Source organism: Maribacter sp. X9, assembly GCF_048537565.1.
Taxonomy (GTDB): Bacteria; Bacteroidota; Bacteroidia; order Flavobacteriales; family Flavobacteriaceae; genus Maribacter.
In genome coordinates this window covers 2,373,799-2,395,535 of record NZ_CP183215.1, presented here as the reverse complement: position 1 = coordinate 2,395,535, position 21,737 = coordinate 2,373,799, and the positions used below count along the sequence as shown (strand labels likewise).

12 protein-coding genes are annotated in these 21,737 nt (G+C 37.6%); 5 read left to right on the top strand and 7 right to left on the bottom strand.

Annotated features, from left to right (window positions below):
- Positions 1-91: 91 nt before the first annotated feature.
- The 3 genes from ACNR9Q_RS10170 to ACNR9Q_RS10160 all read right to left on the bottom strand — a co-directional run bounded on the left by ACNR9Q_RS10170 (position 92) and on the right by ACNR9Q_RS10160 (position 6,553).
- A complete protein-coding gene (locus ACNR9Q_RS10170) occupies positions 92-1,654 on the bottom strand; it encodes a RagB/SusD family nutrient uptake outer membrane protein (RefSeq protein ID WP_419211108.1) in 1,563 nt (520 codons plus the stop codon).
- Between the two features lie 16 nt (positions 1,655-1,670).
- A complete protein-coding gene (locus ACNR9Q_RS10165; RefSeq protein ID WP_419211107.1) occupies positions 1,671-5,231 on the bottom strand; it encodes a SusC/RagA family TonB-linked outer membrane protein in 3,561 nt (1,186 codons plus the stop codon).
- Between the two features lie 164 nt (positions 5,232-5,395).
- Positions 5,396-6,553, bottom strand: a complete 1,158-nt coding sequence (locus tag ACNR9Q_RS10160; RefSeq protein WP_419211106.1) for a FecR family protein — start codon at positions 6,551-6,553, stop codon at positions 5,396-5,398.
- 112 nt (positions 6,554-6,665) lie between these two features.
- Between ACNR9Q_RS10160 and ACNR9Q_RS10155 the strand changes: the two genes are divergently transcribed.
- Positions 6,666-7,256 carry an RNA polymerase sigma factor gene (locus tag ACNR9Q_RS10155; RefSeq protein WP_419211105.1) on the top strand — a complete coding sequence of 197 codons (591 nt, stop codon included), beginning with the start codon at positions 6,666-6,668 and terminating at the stop codon, positions 7,254-7,256.
- Positions 7,257-7,506: 250 nt separating this feature from the next.
- Here ACNR9Q_RS10155 and ACNR9Q_RS10150 read toward each other — a convergent pair whose 3' ends face one another.
- Positions 7,507-9,351 carry a glycoside hydrolase family 2 protein gene (locus tag ACNR9Q_RS10150; protein WP_419211104.1) on the bottom strand — a complete coding sequence of 615 codons (1,845 nt, stop codon included), beginning with the start codon at positions 9,349-9,351 and terminating at the stop codon, positions 7,507-7,509.
- A gap of 110 nt (positions 9,352-9,461) precedes the next feature.
- A complete protein-coding gene (locus ACNR9Q_RS10145) occupies positions 9,462-11,525 on the bottom strand; it encodes a helix-turn-helix domain-containing protein (RefSeq protein ID WP_419211103.1) in 2,064 nt (687 codons plus the stop codon).
- A 234-nt stretch (positions 11,526-11,759) separates the two neighbouring features.
- Between ACNR9Q_RS10145 and ACNR9Q_RS10140 the strand changes: the two genes are divergently transcribed.
- The 4 genes from ACNR9Q_RS10140 to ACNR9Q_RS10125 are packed head-to-tail and all read left to right on the top strand — an operon-like array spanning position 11,760 to position 15,058.
- Entirely contained in the window at positions 11,760-12,410 is a 651-nt protein-coding gene (locus ACNR9Q_RS10140) for an ankyrin repeat domain-containing protein (RefSeq protein WP_419211102.1), read from the top strand.
- 21 nt (positions 12,411-12,431) lie between these two features.
- Positions 12,432-13,550: an acyltransferase family protein gene (locus tag ACNR9Q_RS10135; RefSeq protein WP_419211101.1), complete on the top strand. Its 1,119-nt coding sequence runs from the start codon at positions 12,432-12,434 to the stop codon at positions 13,548-13,550.
- A 14-nt stretch (positions 13,551-13,564) separates the two neighbouring features.
- Complete coding sequence (locus ACNR9Q_RS10130) at positions 13,565-14,605, top strand: serine hydrolase domain-containing protein (RefSeq protein WP_419211100.1); 1,041 nt, start codon at positions 13,565-13,567, stop codon at positions 14,603-14,605.
- A 39-nt stretch (positions 14,606-14,644) separates the two neighbouring features.
- Positions 14,645-15,058, top strand: a complete 414-nt coding sequence (locus tag ACNR9Q_RS10125; protein ID WP_419211099.1) for an ester cyclase — start codon at positions 14,645-14,647, stop codon at positions 15,056-15,058.
- 108 nt (positions 15,059-15,166) lie between these two features.
- Here ACNR9Q_RS10125 and ACNR9Q_RS10120 read toward each other — a convergent pair whose 3' ends face one another.
- Both ACNR9Q_RS10120 and ACNR9Q_RS10115 read right to left on the bottom strand, forming a co-directional pair.
- On the bottom strand, positions 15,167-17,035 hold the full coding sequence (locus tag ACNR9Q_RS10120; protein ID WP_419211098.1) for an Nramp family divalent metal transporter: 1,869 nt from the start codon (positions 17,033-17,035) through the stop codon (positions 15,167-15,169).
- A gap of 580 nt (positions 17,036-17,615) precedes the next feature.
- The gene (locus ACNR9Q_RS10115) at positions 17,616-21,188 is read right to left on the bottom strand and encodes a ShlB/FhaC/HecB family hemolysin secretion/activation protein (protein ID WP_419211097.1); all 3,573 of its coding nucleotides are present in this window, start codon (positions 21,186-21,188) and stop codon (positions 17,616-17,618) included.
- Between the last annotated feature and the right edge of the window lie 549 nt (positions 21,189-21,737).

Sequence of the window (21,737 nt, the reverse complement as noted above, 5' to 3'; positions counted from 1 at the left end):
TACTTAAAAATAAGAGTGGCCGAATTTTTCGTACCACTCTTAACTAAGAAACTAACTCAACTAACTCAACAACTAAACTATTTTTAAAGAATCAATATCCAGGGTTATTCTCCAAAATACTGTTATTACGATCTATTTCTACTTGAGGCAAAGGGAACAACAAATGCTTGTTCACATCAAAAAGTGAACTTGAAGCTAGGTTGGTACTAAAATAGGCGTCAGCGCCAGTCCAATTGGTCAAATCTATATCACCTGCTTCGTGCCATCTTTTCAAATCCCACCATCTTTGACCTTCACCTGCTAATTCCACATATCTTTCGTCCATAATCCATTGCATTATAGTAGCTGTGTTTGTCTCACTGGTAACATAATCCACAGGTACTATACCATTACCTGCTCCAGAGGTAAGCCCCCATTGTCTTGCCCTAGTTCTTATTTGATTAATACTTCTGATGGCACTGGATGGGTCTCCGGTTTTTAAGTGAGCTTCAGCAATCATTAAGATAAGATCACCATATCTTAAAACTCGTTCATTGTTAATGGAACTCTGAAATGGAGCCAATCTTTTATCTAATTCGTCCGCGGTATATTTTTGAAAAATTCGACCGTCCTCATTATCGTCTGGTCTAAGGAAATAACTTATACGGGGGTCTTCACCATATGCGTCTAATAACTTATTGGTCACCAAAAATCTAGTGCTTGCATTATTACTTACTGTTCCTTTACCTGTAGGGGTCATCATTCCCCTAAAGACACTCATATCCTCAACTCCTCGCCAAGCTCCATCGTTATACAAAAATATATTATTGATGGCCGTTGGTGCTGCAGCCTGTACTTCAAATAAGGATTCTTGATTGTTTTCAAATTGCGCATCAAAATTATCAAGGTATCTATCGGTAAGCGTAGCGGTAATGGTATTGAATACTATAATAGCCTGAGCATAATCATCTGTATTGCCGGTATAATTACCTCTAAATACCAAGGCCTTGGCCAATAGCCCTCTTGCAGAATTTTTGGTGGCTCTTCCCCTAAAACCCCCATCCCAACTTTCTGGCAATATGGTGATGGCCATTTGCGCATCTAAGACTACTTGGTTCAAAACCTCCACTTTATCACTTTTGGGAGTATCTGTATTTTCAGCCCCTAATCTTTCAGTTACTATAGGAACATTTCCAAAAAGGTTAAAGAGGTTATAGTAACTATACGCCCGTAAAAAATATGCTTCCCCTTCCATTAAAACTATCTCATCGGCACCGTCATAGTTGGTGAAATCCACGGTGTTTACCTTATCTATAACAACACAGGTCTTTTGTATCATTTCATAAATATTGTCGAACATCCATTCTAACCGCGTATTATTTGAATTCAAAGAGCCGTCAAACAACTCCTCTGCCGTTCGGGTAGCATTGGTCTCGGTTAAATCATCCCCTGGTAATAGCCAAAGACTATTGGGCCAATTTGCTCCTGGTACATTATAAAAATAATAATCATAAAGTTTGGCATAGGCCCCTATCATTACATTTCGAAATTCTATTACATTGGAAAAGTATGTGCGTTCGGTTGCACCCAAAGGTGGTGAATCAATCCTATCAGGATCACAACCCAATCCTATCAGAAACAATAAGCAAAAAAGTATTTTATATTGATTTTTCATTGTATTTTTTTTAAAATTAAAAAGTGGCCTTTAAACCAATAACATATGATTTGGGAAGTGGAAACTCATCGTTAGTAGGATCCAACCCTTTCCATTTATTTATGTAAATATTATTCTGTCCTCCTACATATAAGCGAAAAGAGCCTACAGGATTATTAATTTTATCTAAAAATGCCCTTGGAACCGAATAACCCAACTGCCAATTATTTAATCGAAAAAAAGCAGCACTCTCAACAAACCGGTCAGAAAATCTATTGTTTCCAGCTGGATCTCCTACAACTGCCCTAGGCATATCAGTATCCGTATTAGAAGGGGTCCACCTATTGCTCACGGATGCTCCGTAGTTCAATCCCGCGCTACTCATCCTTTCCAAGGATGCCCGTGCATAGTTATATTTATCTACATCTCCTTCGCCATAAAAACTGGCAGAGATATCAAAACCTTTATATCCAAGATTCAGATTGATTCCATACGTGTATCCTGGAATTGTGTTACCAATTTCTGTTTGATCATTGGTATTGATTTTTCCATCGGGAGTATTCGTATAAAAACGTTCTTCTTCGGTGGGGTCACCATGCACGTCTTGAAAATACATGTCTCCCGGACCTACAAAACTTACATCTTGAACGGTTGCATCTGGTGTGGCAGCATAAAATGCATCGATCTCTTCCTGCGATTGGAAAATACCACCCACTTTATACCCCCAAATATGCCCTAAAGATCTTCCTTTTTCAACCCTATATGTCCGTTGAAATTGATTGGTAGCATAAAGTGGCTGATCATTATATATTTCTGTTACTTCGTTTTCCAGAAAGCTTATATTGGTAGAGATACCATAGTTAAAATCTCCTTTGCGGTCATTGAAACCCAATTGTATATCTACACCTCTATTTTCCAATTTTCCTACGTTGAACAAGGGATCTGATGTACCTACACTTAGAGGTAAATTTACGGTTTGTTGAATACCGACTTGTTCCCTTTTGTAGACTTCCAACGCAAGGTTTAATTTATAATCAAAAAGTGTAGCATCTAAGCCTACGTAAGATGTCTTGGCTACTTCCCAGACTAAAGATTTATTGGGTAGAGAATTTAAACTGGCAGCTATATAATAATCTCCTAACGCGTCACCACTACCCGAGCCTAATCTATAGGATCCCGCGCCACCAGCTGTAGAGAGATAGGCATATCTTCCTGCTGCTACCTCATCATTACCAGCCTCTCCATAGCCCCCTCTAAATTTAAGGTCATTCACGAACTTTACATTATCCATGAATTTTTCTCCGCTCATTCTCCATGCTCCAGATACGGAGTAAAAATTGCCCCATCTATAATCTTTGGCAAAGCCTGAACTTGCGTCCCTTCTAAAAGAACCATCTAAGTAATACTTATCAGAAAAACTATAACTTAATCTACCTACATATCCTAACCAAAATCGTTCATTCCAACCTATAAATGATGAGTTATTCGCTAGATCATTGGAGTACTGTATCCTTTTTAGGTCCTTAATATTGGTTAGGTTTTCACCACTCAAACTTTTGGTCTGAGTCCTCTGAAATTGGTCTTGGACGGCTCCTGTAAAAATAAACTTGTGCTCCCCAAAACTCTTCTCGTAGGTTGCACTAAAGTCAAATTGATAATTATAGATATAATTATTACGAGATTCATGAGCACCAAGACTATTGGGTGCAGAAGCGGAATCCGTGGCTGGATCTTGACCTCCTGATTTAAAAATATTACCCCTATATGTGGATGTGTAAATCCTATCCTGCGCAGTATAATCCAAGTTCACACTACTTCTCAAAGTCAATCCTTTAAAAGGAAGGAGCTCAATGTAGCCCTGTCCTAGATGTCTTGTATTTTCAAACACCCTTCTATTTAAATCGCGTAGCGCTAAATAATTATCTCTGGTTCCTTGTCCATATATTTTTGCTTGCTGCCAATCTTCCAATGTAGTATCCATTACTTCAGCATACCCAAATTGATTGGAAGGGTCGAAAATGGGCTGCCAAGGCGGTGTTTGTGATATAGTAGTCAACGATGCTAAATCTTCTATATCTTGATTTTGATAAGCAAATTTATAGTTGACACCTACCTTTAACCAACTGGTAATTCTTGAGTTTATATTAATGGCTGTTCTATAGGTTTCCAAATTATTTCCAACAAGGTTGCTCTCTATATTATCATAACCGGATGAAACATAATAATCGGTATTTTCCCCGGCACCGGAAACTTTAAAGTCATAAGACATGGTAACTGCGTTTCTTTTAACCAGATCATCCTGCCAATCATATGTTTGCTCAGAGCCAATATAAAATTGGCTAGTAGGATCAAATTGTGGGGAAAACGAGGTTCTTCTAATAACATCATCAGCCGCATCCCTTCCATAGAGTTGGTTCTCTATGGTAATGTTCGGGTTTTGGTTGTTGGCATAGATTTCCTGTGCCAAAGCTCTGAACTCACTGGTGTTCTGCATTTTAAACGTATCTATGTTTTGAAAACCTGTTCTACTAGTGAACTCCACTGTGGGAGCACCTTTTTTCCCCTTCTTAGTTGTAATCAAGATCACACCATTGGCTCCCCTACTACCATAAATTGCCGCGGAGGAGGCATCTTTTAAGACGGTTATCGATTCGATATCGTCTGGATTAATCATTGTAAATAAATTGGGGGGCGGGCTACTTCCATTTCTACTAATTAAATCTAAATTACCACTTGCAGAAGGTGGGGTAATTATTTGACCATCTATAACGTATAAAGGCTGTGCGTTTCCTTGCCAGCTTCCTATTCCCCTAACGTAAATTTCAGGAGGTGAATTGGGGTCACCACTTGAATTTATAACACGAACACCTGCTGTATTACCCTGCAATGCAAATTGAGGCGAGGCAAATGATGATTTTTCAATATCGGCTGTATTTACTACGCTCACCGAACCTGTTAAATCTTTCTTTCTTTTTGTGCCAAAACCTATGACGACAACTTCATCCAAACTTTCTGTATTTTCTATTAGAACAGTAGAAATTTCTGATTTTCCGTTCAAGGCTATTTCCTGACCATCGTAGCCAATGTAACTTATAATCAACACCGCAAATTGGTCTTTTACAAAAAGTTCAAACTGACCATCAAAATCAGCTTGAGTCCCATTTTTAGTTCCCTTTTCAATCACATTGGCCCCGGGTAATGGTTGCCCGCTCCCATCCGTTATAGTACCGGAAACCTGAAACTGAATTATTTTACGATCATCATCTGTTTTTAACTCCTGATCGTCGGTTGTATTTCTTTTTATATGAATGGTCCTATCATTAGTAAACTCATAGGTAAGCCCGATAGGATTCAGTGTTTTTTGCAATAACTGACTGGCTTTAATGGTCCCCTTCTCCAAATTGACCGAAGGCGCTTCCTTTATAAGGTCATTATTATAGATAAACCTATAATTTGATTGCTGATGTATAAGATGCAACATGCTCTTTATCGATATTCTTCCCGATTCGGATACAAGAATATCTGCATCTTGTGAAAAACTTGTTTTAGGGCTAAGACCTAGAACAACACTACAGCATAAAAAGATAAAAGCTTTCATAATTAGTTTTGGAAATAAGCACAGGAAAGGCCGTAAGGAACACCTTATAAAATTAATTTTCATAAATTTGGTTTTTGATTTAATTGGACATTTCGTTTAGTTAATCAGTTCTAGGGGAAAACGGCATCTCATTTGGAAGTGTAGCGCCGTTTCCTCTTTTTTTGTTATTTCACATAGGCTTGAATTAAAATGGTTCTATCATCTATTATAAATTTTAGCTTTTCTTCACTTGAAGCTTCAATATGACTAAGGACATCATCAATAGAGCTTGATCTTTCCAAAATACCGGTAAATACAAATTCCTTTAAGCTTGCTGATTCAAAAACAACTTCAACATTATACCATCTTGCCAAAGTCTTCATAATATCGGATAATGATTGAGTATCGAAAGCGAAGAGACCGTTCACCCATGCAATTTCTTGAGAGGCATCAACTTTTTTAACTTCAATTTCTTCTAGCTTGTCATTATAAATTGATTGCTGATTTGGCTCTAACAAAGTACTCACGCCCTGCGCATCAATTGATACACTTCCTTCTAAAAGGGTTGTCTTTATGAGAGCCTCATCGGCATAGGACCTAACATTGAATTCAGTACCTAAGACCTGAACTATTTGACCTCTCGATATCAGATTAAATGAGGAACCATTATGCTCACTGCTAGGAGAAACTTTTAAAAAAACCTCCCCATAAAGTAATTCAATCTCCCTAGGTCCATTTTTTTTAAAATTTACAGGATACTTTAATTTAGTGTCAGAGTTTAACCATATTAGAGTTCCATCAGATAATTTAAGTTTAAACTGTCCTCCTCTTGGTATAGTAAGGTAATTGTAAGGGAAATTATTTTCTTTCGATACCTGTTGGTAGCTCAAAGATTTCCCATCACCCTTCGCTATTTCCGATTCATATTCCTGGCCTTTTTCCAGAACCATTTGATTGCCATTCTCCAATGTCAATATTGCCCTGTCGGTTCCAGTTTCAATGTTATGTTTAACCTTATTGATTTCCGATGTTTGACCCTTCCCGATAAAATCAAAAAGTGATATACTAAAAAGAAATAAAATAGAAGCGGCTAAACCTGCTTTAACAAAAAAGCTTAAATTTCTTTTATTGGCATCTTTTCTAACCCTTTGCTTAAAAACTTCTTTTGCCTTTTCAACATCGTATTTCTTCATAGTTAATGAAAGTATATAGTGGATTTTAACCAACTGCTTGAAAGCTTTCTTGCCCTTTCTCTTTTCGATAAGAATTCCAAGACGCTCCAATTCGAATAAATTGGCCTCTCTCCCCAGGAATTTTACAATCAATCTGATTTTTTGTTTCATCACACTTTAAGGATACTCTAATATATTACGATAGAAATTCACATTACCCTTGGTATTCGGTATCTTTTTTTTATATTTCATAATATTTTACAAATTACACACCTAATCTATTATGGAAAATACTAAAGGATTTATTTTAGCTGAACGACTTAAACTAGGCCAGATAGATGCTTATGAATACCTAATGGATACCTACTACCAAAAGCTTTGTGCTTATGCCTATACCTTAACCAATGACCATTCTGATGCTGAGGATTTGGTCCAAAATGTATTCGCTAAACTTTGGTTCAAGCGTAGAAAAATAAATCCAGAATTATCAATTAAAAGTTTTCTATATAAATCTATATATAATGAATTCGTTGACCTTTATCGAAAAAATAAAAACGTTACAAAGCTAGAATTGAAATATTTGGAGACGCTGGAAGCCTATGTTGAAACAGAGCCGGAAAATTTGGAGAAATTAATATCCAAAGTTTACGAGGTTATAGATAAATTACCGCCCAAATGCAGGGAAATATTTTTAATGAATAAAAAAGAAGGTCTTACGAACATAGAAATTTCAGAACATCTTAATATATCGATAAAAACAGTAGAATGGCATATCTCTAAAGCTTTTAAACAGCTTAAAGAAATTCTTAGTTCTAATACTCAAACACTCTTATTCCTCGTGTTTGGTAGTACAGATCCCACTGCAAAAGGGTAATGTTCGAGCAATATTTATTGAAATCCAGAATGTATTATTCTATTAGTAAGCATGTCATATACATCCTTTTGCATGGTCTGGTTTGCTTGTTATCTTGGGACTGGACTTGTAACAAAAAGTGGATAATTAGAGAAGAGTCCTGCAGCCGATTTTTGGTTATACATTTCGTTTTCAAAGTTAATTCAAACAACAAACACGCTTTTTCTCATAGCCTAATCAAATGTAGTAAGCCCAAACTACATTTTGAAAATCAATCCAGACCTATTCGATAGAGCGATTGATTAATTACATGCATTTTTTCGGTGTCCATTTTTATGATTTCCCTATCATAGGTTATAAGTCCGTTAATTTCTCCCTCTACATCGGTTGTTTGCGTATAAATAGCTGCGGCTAAGCCTTTTTTAATTAAAGGTGGGAACTCATCTATTAACATTTTATATGACTTCAATAGTTCTTCCCTGCCGGTCAAAGTTCGATACCCCCAATTATTTTTATTTTGCCAAAGATGACCTTCCATAGGTAAGCCCAATCCTCCGAATTCACCAAGAATTAATACCCGGTCTTTCATAATTTCAGGAGCGTGAAGTGCGACTTCTGGCATTCCTGGACCAGGATAACGATGCTCATCCACAGTATGCCCAGCTGGGAAAAAATTTCCACCACTGGGGCCATTAACGAGACGAGAGCGGTCATAATCCATCGTCCAGTTGATAGTATTCACCGTATTGAACTGCCCCCAAGCTTCGTTGAAGGGAACCCACATTACAATTGAGGGATGGTTGTAATTAGCATCAATTATAGCCTTCCATTCTTGATAGTACTGATGTGCCGATTGGGCAGACCTATTCATTTCTCTTCCATCATATCCCGAAGGTCCTCGCCAGTCCGCACTTTTATCGCCATTGGGCATATCTTGCCAAACCAACATGCCAATCTTATCGCAATGGTAATACCATCGGGCAGGCTCAACCTTTACATGCTTTCTTATCGTATTGAAGCCTAACTGTTTGGTCACTTCAATATCATACCTCAAGGCCTCATCGGTTGGGGCTGTATATAGTCCATCAGGCCACCAATCTTGATCTAAAGTACCGTAATGAAATAACACTTCATTGTTGAGCAATATACGCGAATGGCCATTCGCGTCTTTATTTATGGAGATTTTACGCATTCCGAAATAGCTTTTGACTTTGTCCATTGTCTTGCCGCCCTTTGATAGGGCAATTTCAATATCATACAGAAAGGGACTGTTTGGCGACCATAATTTTGGATTTTCAATCTTCAATTCAACAACTTTACCAAAAAATCCCCTACCTGAAGCAACTTTTTCAACACCTTCATAGATGTTGAATTCAAGGGTATGATCTTTACTAAGGTTTCTATCTCCCTGAACTGCTATCATTACTTTATCGGTATCTATGTCGGGAGTAATCCTAATCGATTGAATGAAACTCTTTGGAACGGGTTCCATCCACACGGTTTGCCAAATACCAGAGACCGGCGTATACCAAATGCCATTTGGTTCGGTCACCTGTTTACCTCTTGCTTGGGTTCCATCACTAGTGGGATCCCAAACACGAACGATTAATTCCTGTGGACCAGAACTGTTTAGTGCATGGGTAATGTCGAATGTAAAAGGGTCATAACCACCTTGATGCATCCCTATTTTTATTCCATTAACAAAAACAATAGCTTCCCAATCTATTGCACCAAAGTGTAGTAGCACACGATCATTTTTCCAATTAGAAGGGATTTCAAGAGTCCTTCGATACCACAATATCTCATTTTTGGATATTCTTTTTTGAACTCCAGAAAGCCGTGATTCGATGGCAAAAGGCACCAAGATCTGACCATCGAAATCTGTAGGTATATTTGACTCCTGTTGTACGTTATATTGCCATAAGCCATTTAAGTTCTTCCATTCTTTTCTGACCATTTGAGGGCGTGGATATTCGGTTAGGGCATTTTCAGCACTAACTTCCTTAGCCCATCTAGTTTGAATACGTTCTGTATTTGCATCTTGCTTCTCTTGGGAATAACAAATACCACCCAATAAGTAAAAAATGATCACTACATAAAATTTGTCCTTGCTCATGGAGATTTAAGAAATTTCTTGGTTGGTTTACAATCTTGAGTGTAGTTATAAAACTAAATATTTTATCGATTACTCTGTGGTTTAAGATAATATACAATTGTAATAAAATCTTATATCAATCTTTTTTCCTCTAACGATTTTCTTAGCTTGGTCTGATTTTCCCAAAACCTGTCTTCTATTTTTTGCATGACCTCCTCAAAATCTTGATATCTTTTTAAGGGTTTCATAATTGGGTCCATCCGCATAAATAACAAAATCCAATATTGGTAATTATCTTGAGATGCAAAAATATTGAGCTGTTTGATTGCTTGGTCATATTTACCCTCTCGTGCATACTTCAAGGCCATACTGGCGCTCTTATAGATAGATTCATCCTTTTCACAATAATCTGCGTAATCCTTAAAAAAGTCTACTGCTTTTGCTTTCAAACCCATCTTTTCATAAACGAAACCGATCTTGATATCTTCCTGAGGGTAACTATCTATCTCTAATTTTTCTTTTGCATCGACAAATTTTTTAAAGTATAAAAAGGCATTATCATAGTCCTCTTGGTAATAATAAAAATTGGCAACTTCTTGTAATATGTCCAGGCGGGTAGTATCCTTTTGCAAATTTTGCTCCAGTAACTTTGTAGCGCGCTCAATATCGCCGTTTTTAGCAAATAGAATCATTGCCTTCAAATAGGGGGCATAATAATTATCCGGGGCATAGTCCAAAGACTTATTTATAGCGGTTAAAGCTTCTTCAACAAAACCAGTTTGAATAAGTGCATGGCTTAGGTTCAAGTAGGTATAACTTTTGGCAATAGAATCATCGGCGGCTATATCTAACTGCACACCCAATAGTGCATATTTAAGGTGCTTTGCCGTATCAGGAATGTTATTGGCGTATAAAAGGGCCAATACTTTGACTACTGCAGATGAATTCGGATTGTACTCCAGGGCCTTTTCTAAATGGGGAAGTGCCAAGCGATATTCCTCGTCATATATATAATATAAAGCCTTTGCAATTAGACTTATGTCTGATTTGGGATCATATAGCAGTGCCTTGTCGGCATAATTATTTATTTGCTCCTTGTATTGTTTCTGGTTTTGAAGCATGTCCAAATAATAATACGATATTGAAATATTGGCATAGGCCAGTGCAAATTTTGGGTCCTCTCCAATCGCTTCTTCAAATAACGGAATGGCTTCTTTATACCCTTCTATCGTTCTTTTGTAGAAGAATGAAAGTGCTTTGAGGTAGTAATCATAGGCGATAAGATTGTCAGTGGGTTTTTTCTCGATTTGTTCCAATTCGGCAGGTGTTACAACAACCTCAATGGCAGCTGCAATTTTTTGCGCAACTTCATTTTGTAAAGCGAATACATCACTAACTTTATGGCTATATTGTGCTCCCCAGATACGTTTATCACTTGTAGCCTCGATCAATTGAACATTCAGTAAAACCTGATCACCGACCCGTTGTCCACTTCCTTCCACGAGGTAATTTACATTCAGTTCTTCAGCAATTTCTGTTATCCCCTTTTCTGTATTCCTATATTTCTCAACCGATGTTCTACTGATAACGCGAAGGTCTTCTATCTTTTGAAGGTTGCCTAGTGCAGATTCCATCAGCCCGTTTACAAAATAAAGGTTGGTCGAATCGTTACTTTCGTTCTTGAAGGGTAAAACTGCTATGGATTTTTCAGGCTTAACCTCTGAAGTGACATTTGATTTGTTTAGAAACAGAAAGACTACTGCTAGTAGTATCAACAATACCGTCCCGACCGTCCACCATAGATTTCGCTTTAACAAATGGGGTCTAACTTCTTCCTGTTCCATTTCTACTTCCAACGACCCTTTCCCTACCTCGCCAGGTGAAAGGCCGTAGTGTTCCCGAAAGCATTTAATAAAATAAGAAGTACTACCAAAACCTACCTGATATGAGATTTCAGAAACCGTCAATGAATTTTGCCTTAGCAGCTCCATCCCTTTTTGTAAACGGACTTGTCGAATAAATTGACTTGCAGAAAGAAAGGTATTTTTTTTAATTTTTCGGAGCAGACTTGAACGGCTCATATCCATAACCTCTGCCAGTTCTGAAACACCGAATTGTTCATTGGAAAGATTCTTCAAAACGATTCCTTCCGCCAGCTTAATAAATTCCGGTTCAATATTCGGTGTGTTCGACATGGTTTTGGTTGCTATTAACGAAAGTAGAGAATTATATAAATACTTACGAGAACACCCTTAGCCGATTTGTTGATAAAATACTTGTTTGCGTCATATTTGATACTTCTGCGCCATATTTTTCATGGACTAAGAAAAACTTTATACAATCTACCGCATAGCTTATAAGCCTTGCCATACAGTTCATTCCATCTTTGTAGAAGCAAAATTTAAACTAAATAATTAAAAATCAAAATCATGAAATCTAAGATGCACGAATACCTTTTAGAATTAAATAACAAAGCCATGAGTCAAAAACTAAAAATCACTTCTTTAAAAAATCTAGTCTACATTTCGTTTGTTCTTATTCTATTCACCGCTTCATGCGCTGAGTCGAATCACAAGTTTAAAAATCAAGCCGCTACCAAAGTCGAATCAAAGACCATTATTGAGGTGCCACAAATGGATATGCAAACGGCAATAGTATCAGATAATCGAGAGGTTGTTAAACAGCATATTGAAGCAGGAACTGATCTTAACAAAAAAGACGCCATGAGCGGTTCTACTCCTTTAATCACTGCCGCGAGTTTTGGCAAAATCGATATTGCCAAAGCGCTTATAAATGCAGGGGCAGATTTAAGTGCCAAAAATAATGATGGTTCTACTGCGTTGCATGTAGCTTCTTTCTTTTGTCGTGTAGAGATTGTACAAGCATTAATTGATGCGCAGGCCGATAAAACGGCACTAAATAATTTCGGCGCCACTGCACGCGAGACGGTTATGGGGCCTTTTGAAGAACTAAAACCCATCTATGAAATGCTACAACAACAATTAGGACCATTAGGTTTACAGATTGATTTAACAGAAATCGAAAAAACACGTCCGGTTATTGCGATGATGTTACAATAATTTAGCTAAATCTCCATTCAAATGAAAACAGAAAGAAGATATGATATCGATTGGCTAAGGGTCATTGCCATTGGTTTATTACTAATCTATCATATCGCCATAATTTTCCAGCCATGGGCGATGTTCATAGGTTTTATAAAGAGTGAAGAAGCGCTTGAGGTAGTATGGAAACCCATGACCATGCTAAACGTATGGCGAATTCCGTTTTTGTTCTTCGTATCGGGAATGGGGCTCTTTTTCGCCATGAGAACACGCAACTTTAAGCAATTACTTCTAGAGCGGAGTAAACGAATTTTGTTGCCCTTCGCTTTTGGTATCGTAGCGATTACTCCATTGCATATGTTCATTCTTCAGAAATACTATCATATGCCTTTGGGGTATTATCCACATCAAGGCCATTTATGGTTCTTAGGAAATATTATGGTTTATGTGGCGCTGCTTTTGCCGGTTTTTATCTATATGAAGAAGCATAAGAACGGTAAAATCAGAAGTGTTTTATCCACTATCATGAGCCATCCCTTTGGCCCCTTGTTGATATCCCTATTTTTTGTCATTGAGGTTTTATTGGTAAACCCCCAATTGTTTGCATTGTATGCACAGACTTGGCATGGATTTTTCAATGGGTTTCTTGCTTTCTTTTTCGGTTTCCTTTTAGTGTACAGTGGAAAAACATTTTGGCAGACGGTTTTGAAATGGAGATGGTTGTACTCAAGTTTTGCCATCATTCTTTTCGGAATAAGACTCAAGCTATTCGCTACTGAAGCACCAGGCTATCTCATGGCCATTGAATCTAATTGTTGGATTTTTGGGATGTTCGGTTTTGGTTATAAATATTTGAACAAACCAAGTGGGGCATTAAGCTATTTAAGCCAAGCTGCTTATCCCGTTTATATTATACATATGTTTGTCTTATATACCGGTGCTATGCTCATACTACCTTTAGCAATACCGGTGACGTTAAAATTAATAAGTGTTATAGCTTATACCGGTTTATCGTGCTACCTCATTTTTGAGTTCATCATTAAAAGGATTGGTTTTGTAAGACCTTTGTTCGGACTGAAATGGAACTATAACCAACCCTTAAAATTCAAAAATATTAAAGAACCCGTCAAACCAATTAGTGAACAAATAACAAAGTAAACTAGTTACCCCCTATGAAAAAAACAAAACAAGTACTCAGAATACTATTCATTCTTGTGAGCATAAGCTCTTTATATTTTGTACCCTGGATACTGGTGAAGGCTTGGATATTACCATTACCTGAAACCGTTCAGGAACAATTAAATGAAGGAATCGATCACGGATTTGATGGCATGATCGTTTACGTGGACCAAGCAGGGAAGCCACCAGAACTGTATGCGGCAGGCTGGCATGACCGAAAAAAGAAAATACCTGCCTATCCTCAAGCCCTTTTTAAGATTGCGAGCATTACCAAATTATATATTGCGGTGTCCGTCGCCAAATTAGTGAAAGAACAACGTTTATCGTTGAGTACAACTCTTGCAGAATACGTTCCTGAACTTGCAGATCGAATTGAAAACGCAGATAGAATCACCTTAAGAATGATGGTACAGCACAGAAGTGGGATTCCTAATTTTGTAGAACACCCTGATTATTGGACAAACCCACCAAAAAATAAACAAGAAACACTTGAATATGCATTGGATCTACCAGCAGATTTTGAACCGGATGAAGATTTCGGTTATTCGAACACAAATTATCTGTTGATTTCCGACCTTATTGATAAAACACTAGGGTATCCCCATCAAAAATATATCAAAAAAGAAATTTTAACACCCCTAGAACTCCACCATACCTTCGGTTCGCTTAGTGAGGTGAATATAGACAGTGTTATGAGTGGATATTATGTTGGTGTTGAAGAAGACCTTAAAACAGAAGATACAGGTTTAATGCTAGCTACGGCAGAAGATGTGGGAATGTTCTTGAGGGCACTTAACAATGGTTCGGTGTTCAATGAAGGGGAACAGGAAATCTATTCTTCCATTTACGAGTACGAACATACGGGTCTGCTTCCTGGTTATCAAAGTTTTGCAAAATACCATGAAGACATCGATACTGTGGTAATCCAATTTAATAATACCACCAACTTTGATGGCTATGACTGGAATTTAGCTGAAATCCTCTATAATCGCATAGTTAAAATAGTGAGAAGAAGAAAGAACAAAATTGAATAATGGATGCATAAACCTTTGGTGAAATCTAAAAATAAGACCATGAACAAAGTATCTTTCCTACGGGAATTTATGGAAGAAATCTGGAATAAAAAGGATTTTGATAAAGTTGAGCACTATGTTCATTCAGAATATACTATTCATCTTGACACAAGTGATCCATGGGAAGGAAAAACCTTAGACCATTCCGAATTTAAAGAACGGTTGAAATTTTCATTCAACTCATTCCCAGACATGAATTTTGAAATAACATCTGCTATTCCAGAAGAAAATCACGTCGCAATAACGTGGATTCTTACGGGAACAAATCTTGGAATGATAGGAGCATATTCGCCAACTAAAAAATCCATCAATACAAAAGGAATGACCATTTATCATTTTAAGGACAATCTCATAAACGGGCATACCCAAGTTTTTGACAGAGTAACCGTAATGAAACAATTAGGCTTCATATAACATGAAAATAAAAAAAGTTGCTTAAAGCCGTATATCAATTAAAAGTAGGTGGCGCTATTAAGCATTTTTAGATTGTTTTGAAATTTCATGAAATTAAAAATTGTCACCTTACGAGTTGATAATCAAAATGGGAATATTGATTTTATGCCGAACGACATCTAAAGTGGTTCCGAAGATTACATCTTTTATGCCTTTATGACCATGTGCTCCCATGACTAAAAAATCGATTTCTTCAGCAATTACTATTTTTGCAATTTCCAACGGTGCATTGCCAAACCCAATTTTATGATTGGCCGTATAGCCCAATTGTTCAAGTCTTTGTTCATACTTTTCTAGACCTTCGATATCTCTTTTCGTTTCATGGTCCATAGAACTTTTTCCGAGGTAACGCGCTGCGGCACTCTCCACAATATGTATAAATGTATAGGTGCTCGATTTTCCTCCCTGTGAAAGCGCATTTTGAATAATGCGTTCATCGTTTCCAGAAAAATCAATGGTAATACCAATGTGCTTATAGGTTATTAAAGTCCCTTCCATAAACTTTCCTGCTTCGCCATGCGGTAATTGACGGCGTGACTTTGGTATAGCTTTGAGAAACGGATAAATAAAAATATAGCCTAACAGAATGAGGCAACCCAAAGCAATCGGAATTACAACCGTATAAATGACAACTAAATTCGATGCCGAGGCGGTTTGTACCCATCCCGTAATCTCCCCGATCACTAAACTGATATTAAGGTAAACAATGATTGCGGCACTGCCCCATGCGATGATTTTAACCCATGGTTTTATGGTGAATTCTTTCATCAATTTCTTATCTGAATTAAAATGGATTAATGGAATTACCGCAAAACCCAATTGAAGACTAAGAACGACCTGACTTAATACCAAAAGACTTCCTAAAGCATCTTCCCCAAAATATAAGATGGTGAACATAGCAGGTACAATAGCCAAGAGCCTTGTGATTAAACGACGTAACCAAGGCTGGATCCTTAGGTTCAAATGTCCTTCCATCACAATCTGTCCCGCAAGTGTACCCGTAATCGTGGAACTTTGTCCTGCAGCGATCAAAGCTATGGCGAAAAAAGCAGGTGCAATACCGCCAAAAAGATTTTCAAGTAGTTTTGAAGCATCTTGGATCTCGGCGACATTATAATAGCCATTCATATAAAAGGCCGCACCGGCAAGGACTAATATGGCGGCGTTCACAAAAAAGGCCAAATTAAGGGCAATCGTAGTATCGATAAAATTATATTTAATGGCCTTTTTTATTCCTTTAAAAGAACGGTCAATTTTTCGTGTCTGTACCAAAGAGGAGTGTAGGTATAGATTATGTGGCATTACGGTAGCACCAATGATACCTATGGCAATGTAAAGGGAATCCTCATTTAATTCAGAAGGGATAAAACCTTTCATTACATCTCCATAAACAGGTCCTGTAATGAACATCTCTATTACAAATGATATTCCGATTATAAAAACGAGGCTGACAATGAAAATTTCCATGAACCGCATGCCTCTTTTGAAGAGATAGAGCAATAATAGGGTATCGAGAGCTGTTAAACCGACTCCCCATATCATAGGCAATCCAAAAAGAAGGTTAAGACCAATGGCCATACCAACGATTTCGGCCAGGTCACAGGCGGCAATCGCCAATTCGGCAATGATGTACAGGGGAATATTGGCCCATTTGGGATAGGCATTTTTGGAGGCTTGGGCAAGATCAAGACCTTGTACGATCCCCAAACGTGCACTCAAAGATTGCAATAAAAGGGCTATAAGATTCGACATAAGCAACACCCAAATCAATTTATAGCCAAACTGTGAACCACCTGCGATATCGGTAGCCCAATTACCGGGATCCATATACCCGACACTGACCAAATAGGCAGGTCCTAAAAAAGCGGCAATCTTACGCCAACCTTTTTTATCCGTCCTTACCGAGGCATGAACCTCACTTAGCGATTCTGATGACATCATTTAAATTTGTACACCAAACTAACAACAAATGCATAGACAAAAGTATTAGGAACTTAATTTTTTTTATAGAATAAAAGCACTAAATTTTTAGTAGCTGCTTCCATTTATTCTATAAGACTATTTCTTCTTCTAGATGCTGCAAAGCCCTCTCCTAGGTTAGTTACGGGTACTTCGCCCTATAAGTTTTTTATCGGAAGGCCTTCGTATTTTTTGAGCGTAGTTCATTGAGCATACAAACGCTCAATATTTTTGATTTTTCGCCTAACCAATGGTGATAACATTTCATAGCAACCACTTTCGTTCTACTTTAACCTTAGGTTGTTATTGTAATACCTGTCTGAGGGGGAAATATGCCCTCTTCTTTGTCGTTATCCGGTTTCATGAAGCACTTGATGATTTTGTCTCGTGCTAATTTTTTTCACGTGACTTCTAAAATTAGAATTAGAAAATTCTAATTTAACAAAGGCCACAAGAACTTTTACCAATGGTATTTTATCAACCTAAATTTTAAATTAGGATCTACTACCTTAAAATCAATTTCACCTGCCCCTTAAAAAGGATTTACAAAGACAATGATTTAGAACGCGAACCCTACAGTAAATATAATTCGGTTGGTTTCTTTACTCACATAATAGCCCGCATTCGCGGTCAAGGCATTAAAACCGTTGATAAAAATCGAACCTCCAAAATTATTATGCCATTTTTGCGATTCATCACCTTCAGCCCAGACCCTACCGTAATCAAAACCTGTGGTAATTCCCATACGAATCGGAACAAAACTGGTTCTGAATTTTGCAAGGCCAATACGTAAATCAGTACTGTGGTAAAATGCAGTGTTTCCATTAAAACGCTCATTACGAAACCCACGTAAACTATTGTTTCCACCAACTATAGCACCGTGGTAAAACTCGTAATCTCCCCCAAAATTCATATGAGCACCCAATTTCATCGCTAAAACAACGATGCCACTCGGGTGTAAAGGATAATCAATAGAGAGTGTTGGCTTCAGGTAACTAAAACTATTATTAAAGGTTTTGTCGATATTGGTTTTATAACCTGCCGTAAGGTCAACCTGATAGCCTCTTCTTGGGTAGGCAATTAGCGGGTCTTTATTCTTGTATTGAAAATTAGCTTCGCCGCCCACATAGTGCTGATTATTGAATACATCATTGTCTTGGGTGAAAAGATTAGCGGTAACGTCACTTTCATCGTATTCAACACTAATGGACTCTAAAGAAGGACCTACCTCAAATTGAAGTCCGTCGTTACGATACATCAACGAAGGCCTAACCTTCCATTGTTGAATTTTAACACGGTTAAAATCCCTATCTACCGCATCGTCATCATAGATAGTTCCATTACCCGTACCAAAGTAATTGATTACATAATTGGGACTCGTGAACCCTGCATCCAGTTTAAAATTCCAATTATAAAAAACGTGTGCAAACTCACCGGTATAATTCACTTCAATTCCGCTTGTGGCCGAATAAAATTGGGCAGTTACCATGTGCTTTGATGAAAAAGGATTGTTCGCTAATCCCTTTATCGTATAGGTATCGCGAAAACCTGCTTTGAAACCAGCGTCTGGATCATACCCGATACTTGGTAAAATGGTATTGGCGTGAAGTTTACGTTTATCCGCATCATAATTATTAATATCATAACTATCTACTAGCCATTTATGGATGTTTTTTTGTTCGAAGGTGTTTTCTTTGCTCTTATAATCGAAAACCTTTGCTTTTTGTTTGTTTTCAAAATCGTAAATGTCATTATCCTCGCCACCTAGAATTTTGAGATCAATAAGATGATTTCCGTCCCCTTCCACTACGAATTCGTCTTCGCCGTTCAACCCATACATCCAAATTTCTTTAGTGAGGTCCTTTTTAAAGGTATGGTCGTACACCAAGCTATCTTCAGCATTAATTTTAATAGTAGTGACCCCATTAGGTTTACGGGTAATCAGGAATTTATCATCTTCTTCCGTTCCCAAAATAATCTGATGTCTATTTAAAAAATCATAATATTCCTTAGCGATTTCACCCAAGTTTTCGCGTCTTGCTTTCAGTGTTTTTATAATGTTCGCTACACTTTTGTCCTGAACTGATTCTGGCAAGGTTTTAAAAGCGGCATCAATGGTTTCATCGGTCAATGTTCTTTGAATGAAATGCACCTGTTTCTGCCAGGCTTCCCAATCTGAATTTTTGATGACCGCTTGATCCAACGGATAAGCAGAAAGCGTCAGCCATTTTATACTACTCACTTCCTCTTCATAGGTCTGCATTTTCCGAAGAAGAATGGCTCCCGCTTTAAGAAGTTTAACAAAAACTCCATCATATTTAGGGAAAGCCTGATCTCGATCACGGCGTATCACCTCATACCGCGTAGTCCCATCTGTCTGCTCATGAGCTCCCCAACGCCATTGATCAAAATGACGGTCCCAGTCACCAATAAGAAGGTCCATAAGACGCTCTTTAAGGTACAGGTCTTCATCTACATAATCTTTCTTTGACTCTTGCAGTTTATCGATCAGGTCGCTAGTGCTGATAATGTCATCTGGTTTCCCGAACAATTCCAGATCTTTGTTTTCGTCTCCCGCATGTGTTTCTAGCATATATAATTTATCACCATAATCTTCATTAAAAATTCCGATTCGTTCCTGTTTGGGCAGGTAGTACAACTTAGGTTCGGCATTAAGAATATTAAGGCTGTCAAAGATAGGATTCAATGCAAAATTGGCATAAGGGTGTGCAGTGGTATAAAAGTCCTGCACCATATCTTCTACCACGGTATCCTCTATATAATCTTCCACATAATAATTTGCAATGCTCGATTGAATAAAACGGGTAGCACTTTTGCGCACTTCACGAGCGGTATATTCATGTTCATTGTCATCAATTAGGCGTAAGGAGCGTGACTGACTGCCACCCCCCTCAGAGATGGCGTGAATATTTCCCGATAATTCATTTAGATTCAGGACCGGCACTTCAACCTCTTTACTATACACTTGACGATAATGGTCTCCAAAAAACCAACGGTAGAAACCACTTTTATCCGTTTCTTTCTTTGTATAAATAGACGCTTTAAAAGTATCTCCGTAATTAAAATCTTTATGAAGATTTACTTCATCAATAGTTGTTTGCTGACGGTGGATAGCTTTCTCGAACAACTTTTGGGTGGTACCATCTTCCGTAGAAAAGAATTCAACACGTGAGCTATTATCTTCATAAACCGTTAATCTGGCGAAACCATGGGTAGCTTTGGTGAAAAGTATTTCATCACCATCGGAATTTTTTGCGCTCTTTAATTTTCCTGTTGCAGCACCACTGATGATTTGCGGTATACCATCATCATTTATATACTGCATGTTCTTATCACTTCCTGAAACAAAAATCACATCAGGAAATTGCTCGGCCAACGACTCCAATTGATTACGGAATTTACTACGTTCCGCACTGAAGAAATCCTCCTTTTGAGTTCCTCCAATGGTTTCCAAAAAGTTACGTTTTGATTCGCTCAATATCGGGTGATGTAACGCCACGATCAGGGTTTTGTTCTGCTCGTCTTTAAGATCGTCCTTAAACTTAATGAAGAAATCTTTACGTGTTTTTATAGCACAATCATTATTAATATAGATATGATCATCCCAATCCTCTAAAAACCATTGGGAGTCGATCATTAAAAGTTCTACATTATCAGTATCTAAATCCTCTATTTCACGCACACAGCCATCATTTGGCCAGAATTCTGCCTTGCTGTTATCTTGAATAAAGGACTCCATATCGTCAAGCGCATTATGTCCGTCTTTATTCCATTCGTTGGTGCCCGGAATAAAAATGATATTCCCATTGAATTTTTTCAACGGATCCAGTAAGGTTTTCCTAAGATGCCCCTTAACCTTCTCCCGCTTTTTTTTGTTCTCTGGAAAGCCCTTTTTCGTAATATTCCCCAGCGCTAAAAAGGTCGCTTTGGCATCGTTCTGAGACATGTTTGAAATAGCTTCTAAAATTTCGGTGGAATACTGACTGTCATCAACACCTGTGTTTCCGGTGAGGTAAAACACTTGCGAAACATCATTTTGCTGAGCGTTGATTAAAGTACTCGTGAAAAATACAGTGAGGAATAGCGGATAAATATATAAGGGAATTCTCAATAGATAATGGTATTTTATATTTTAAAAGGCAAAGTTTGTAAAAATGAAATCAATTAAGGTGCGGTTCTCGCGATAGAACAATTAATAACAGTAAATAAACAAATTTCAAGTAATATCTGCCAAAGGTAGTTTGTTCTAACAAATAACTACGTTAAAGGAAAATTGAACTTCAATGGGTTGTAATTGTTAAGATTTTCTATGAGTTTATTGGAATAAGAAAACAAGCATAGCGAACTGCTTAGAAGAAAATCACACGGCTATTAATCGAACCAATTCAAGTACGTTAATCTTATCGATGAAGGTTACAACAAACATTTTTAAAGAAAATCATTTCAATTTATGAGCTTGCCATCCCTCCTCTCGACCTAAGTGATGAACCTGCGAAGAAGAGTTCAGCTCTTTATGCATACTCCCATTTTAGCTTATGCCCACAATTAACGTAACCAATTGGTTCTAGAGAAGTCTTTTAGTGGCTGTAAAAGTAATGATTAGAATTTCCATAGACGGTTATAACCTTTTTATCCATTTTTCAACTAGAAATCTTATCTG

Coding starts and splice junctions, on each gene's coding strand:
- ACNR9Q_RS10170 (WP_419211108.1), bottom strand. CDS start 1,654: ATGAAAAATCAATATAAAATACTTTTTTGCTTATTGTTTCTGATAGGA.
- ACNR9Q_RS10165 (WP_419211107.1), bottom strand. CDS start 5,231: ATGAAAGCTTTTATCTTTTTATGCTGTAGTGTTGTTCTAGGTCTTAGC.
- ACNR9Q_RS10160 (WP_419211106.1), bottom strand. CDS start 6,553: ATGAAACAAAAAATCAGATTGATTGTAAAATTCCTGGGGAGAGAGGCC.
- ACNR9Q_RS10155 (WP_419211105.1), top strand. CDS start 6,666: ATGGAAAATACTAAAGGATTTATTTTAGCTGAACGACTTAAACTAGGC.
- ACNR9Q_RS10150 (WP_419211104.1), bottom strand. CDS start 9,351: ATGAGCAAGGACAAATTTTATGTAGTGATCATTTTTTACTTATTGGGT.
- ACNR9Q_RS10145 (WP_419211103.1), bottom strand. CDS start 11,525: ATGTCGAACACACCGAATATTGAACCGGAATTTATTAAGCTGGCGGAA.
- ACNR9Q_RS10140 (WP_419211102.1), top strand. CDS start 11,760: ATGAAATCTAAGATGCACGAATACCTTTTAGAATTAAATAACAAAGCC.
- ACNR9Q_RS10135 (WP_419211101.1), top strand. CDS start 12,432: ATGAAAACAGAAAGAAGATATGATATCGATTGGCTAAGGGTCATTGCC.
- ACNR9Q_RS10130 (WP_419211100.1), top strand. CDS start 13,565: ATGAAAAAAACAAAACAAGTACTCAGAATACTATTCATTCTTGTGAGC.
- ACNR9Q_RS10125 (WP_419211099.1), top strand. CDS start 14,645: ATGAACAAAGTATCTTTCCTACGGGAATTTATGGAAGAAATCTGGAAT.
- ACNR9Q_RS10120 (WP_419211098.1), bottom strand. CDS start 17,035: ATGTCATCAGAATCGCTAAGTGAGGTTCATGCCTCGGTAAGGACGGAT.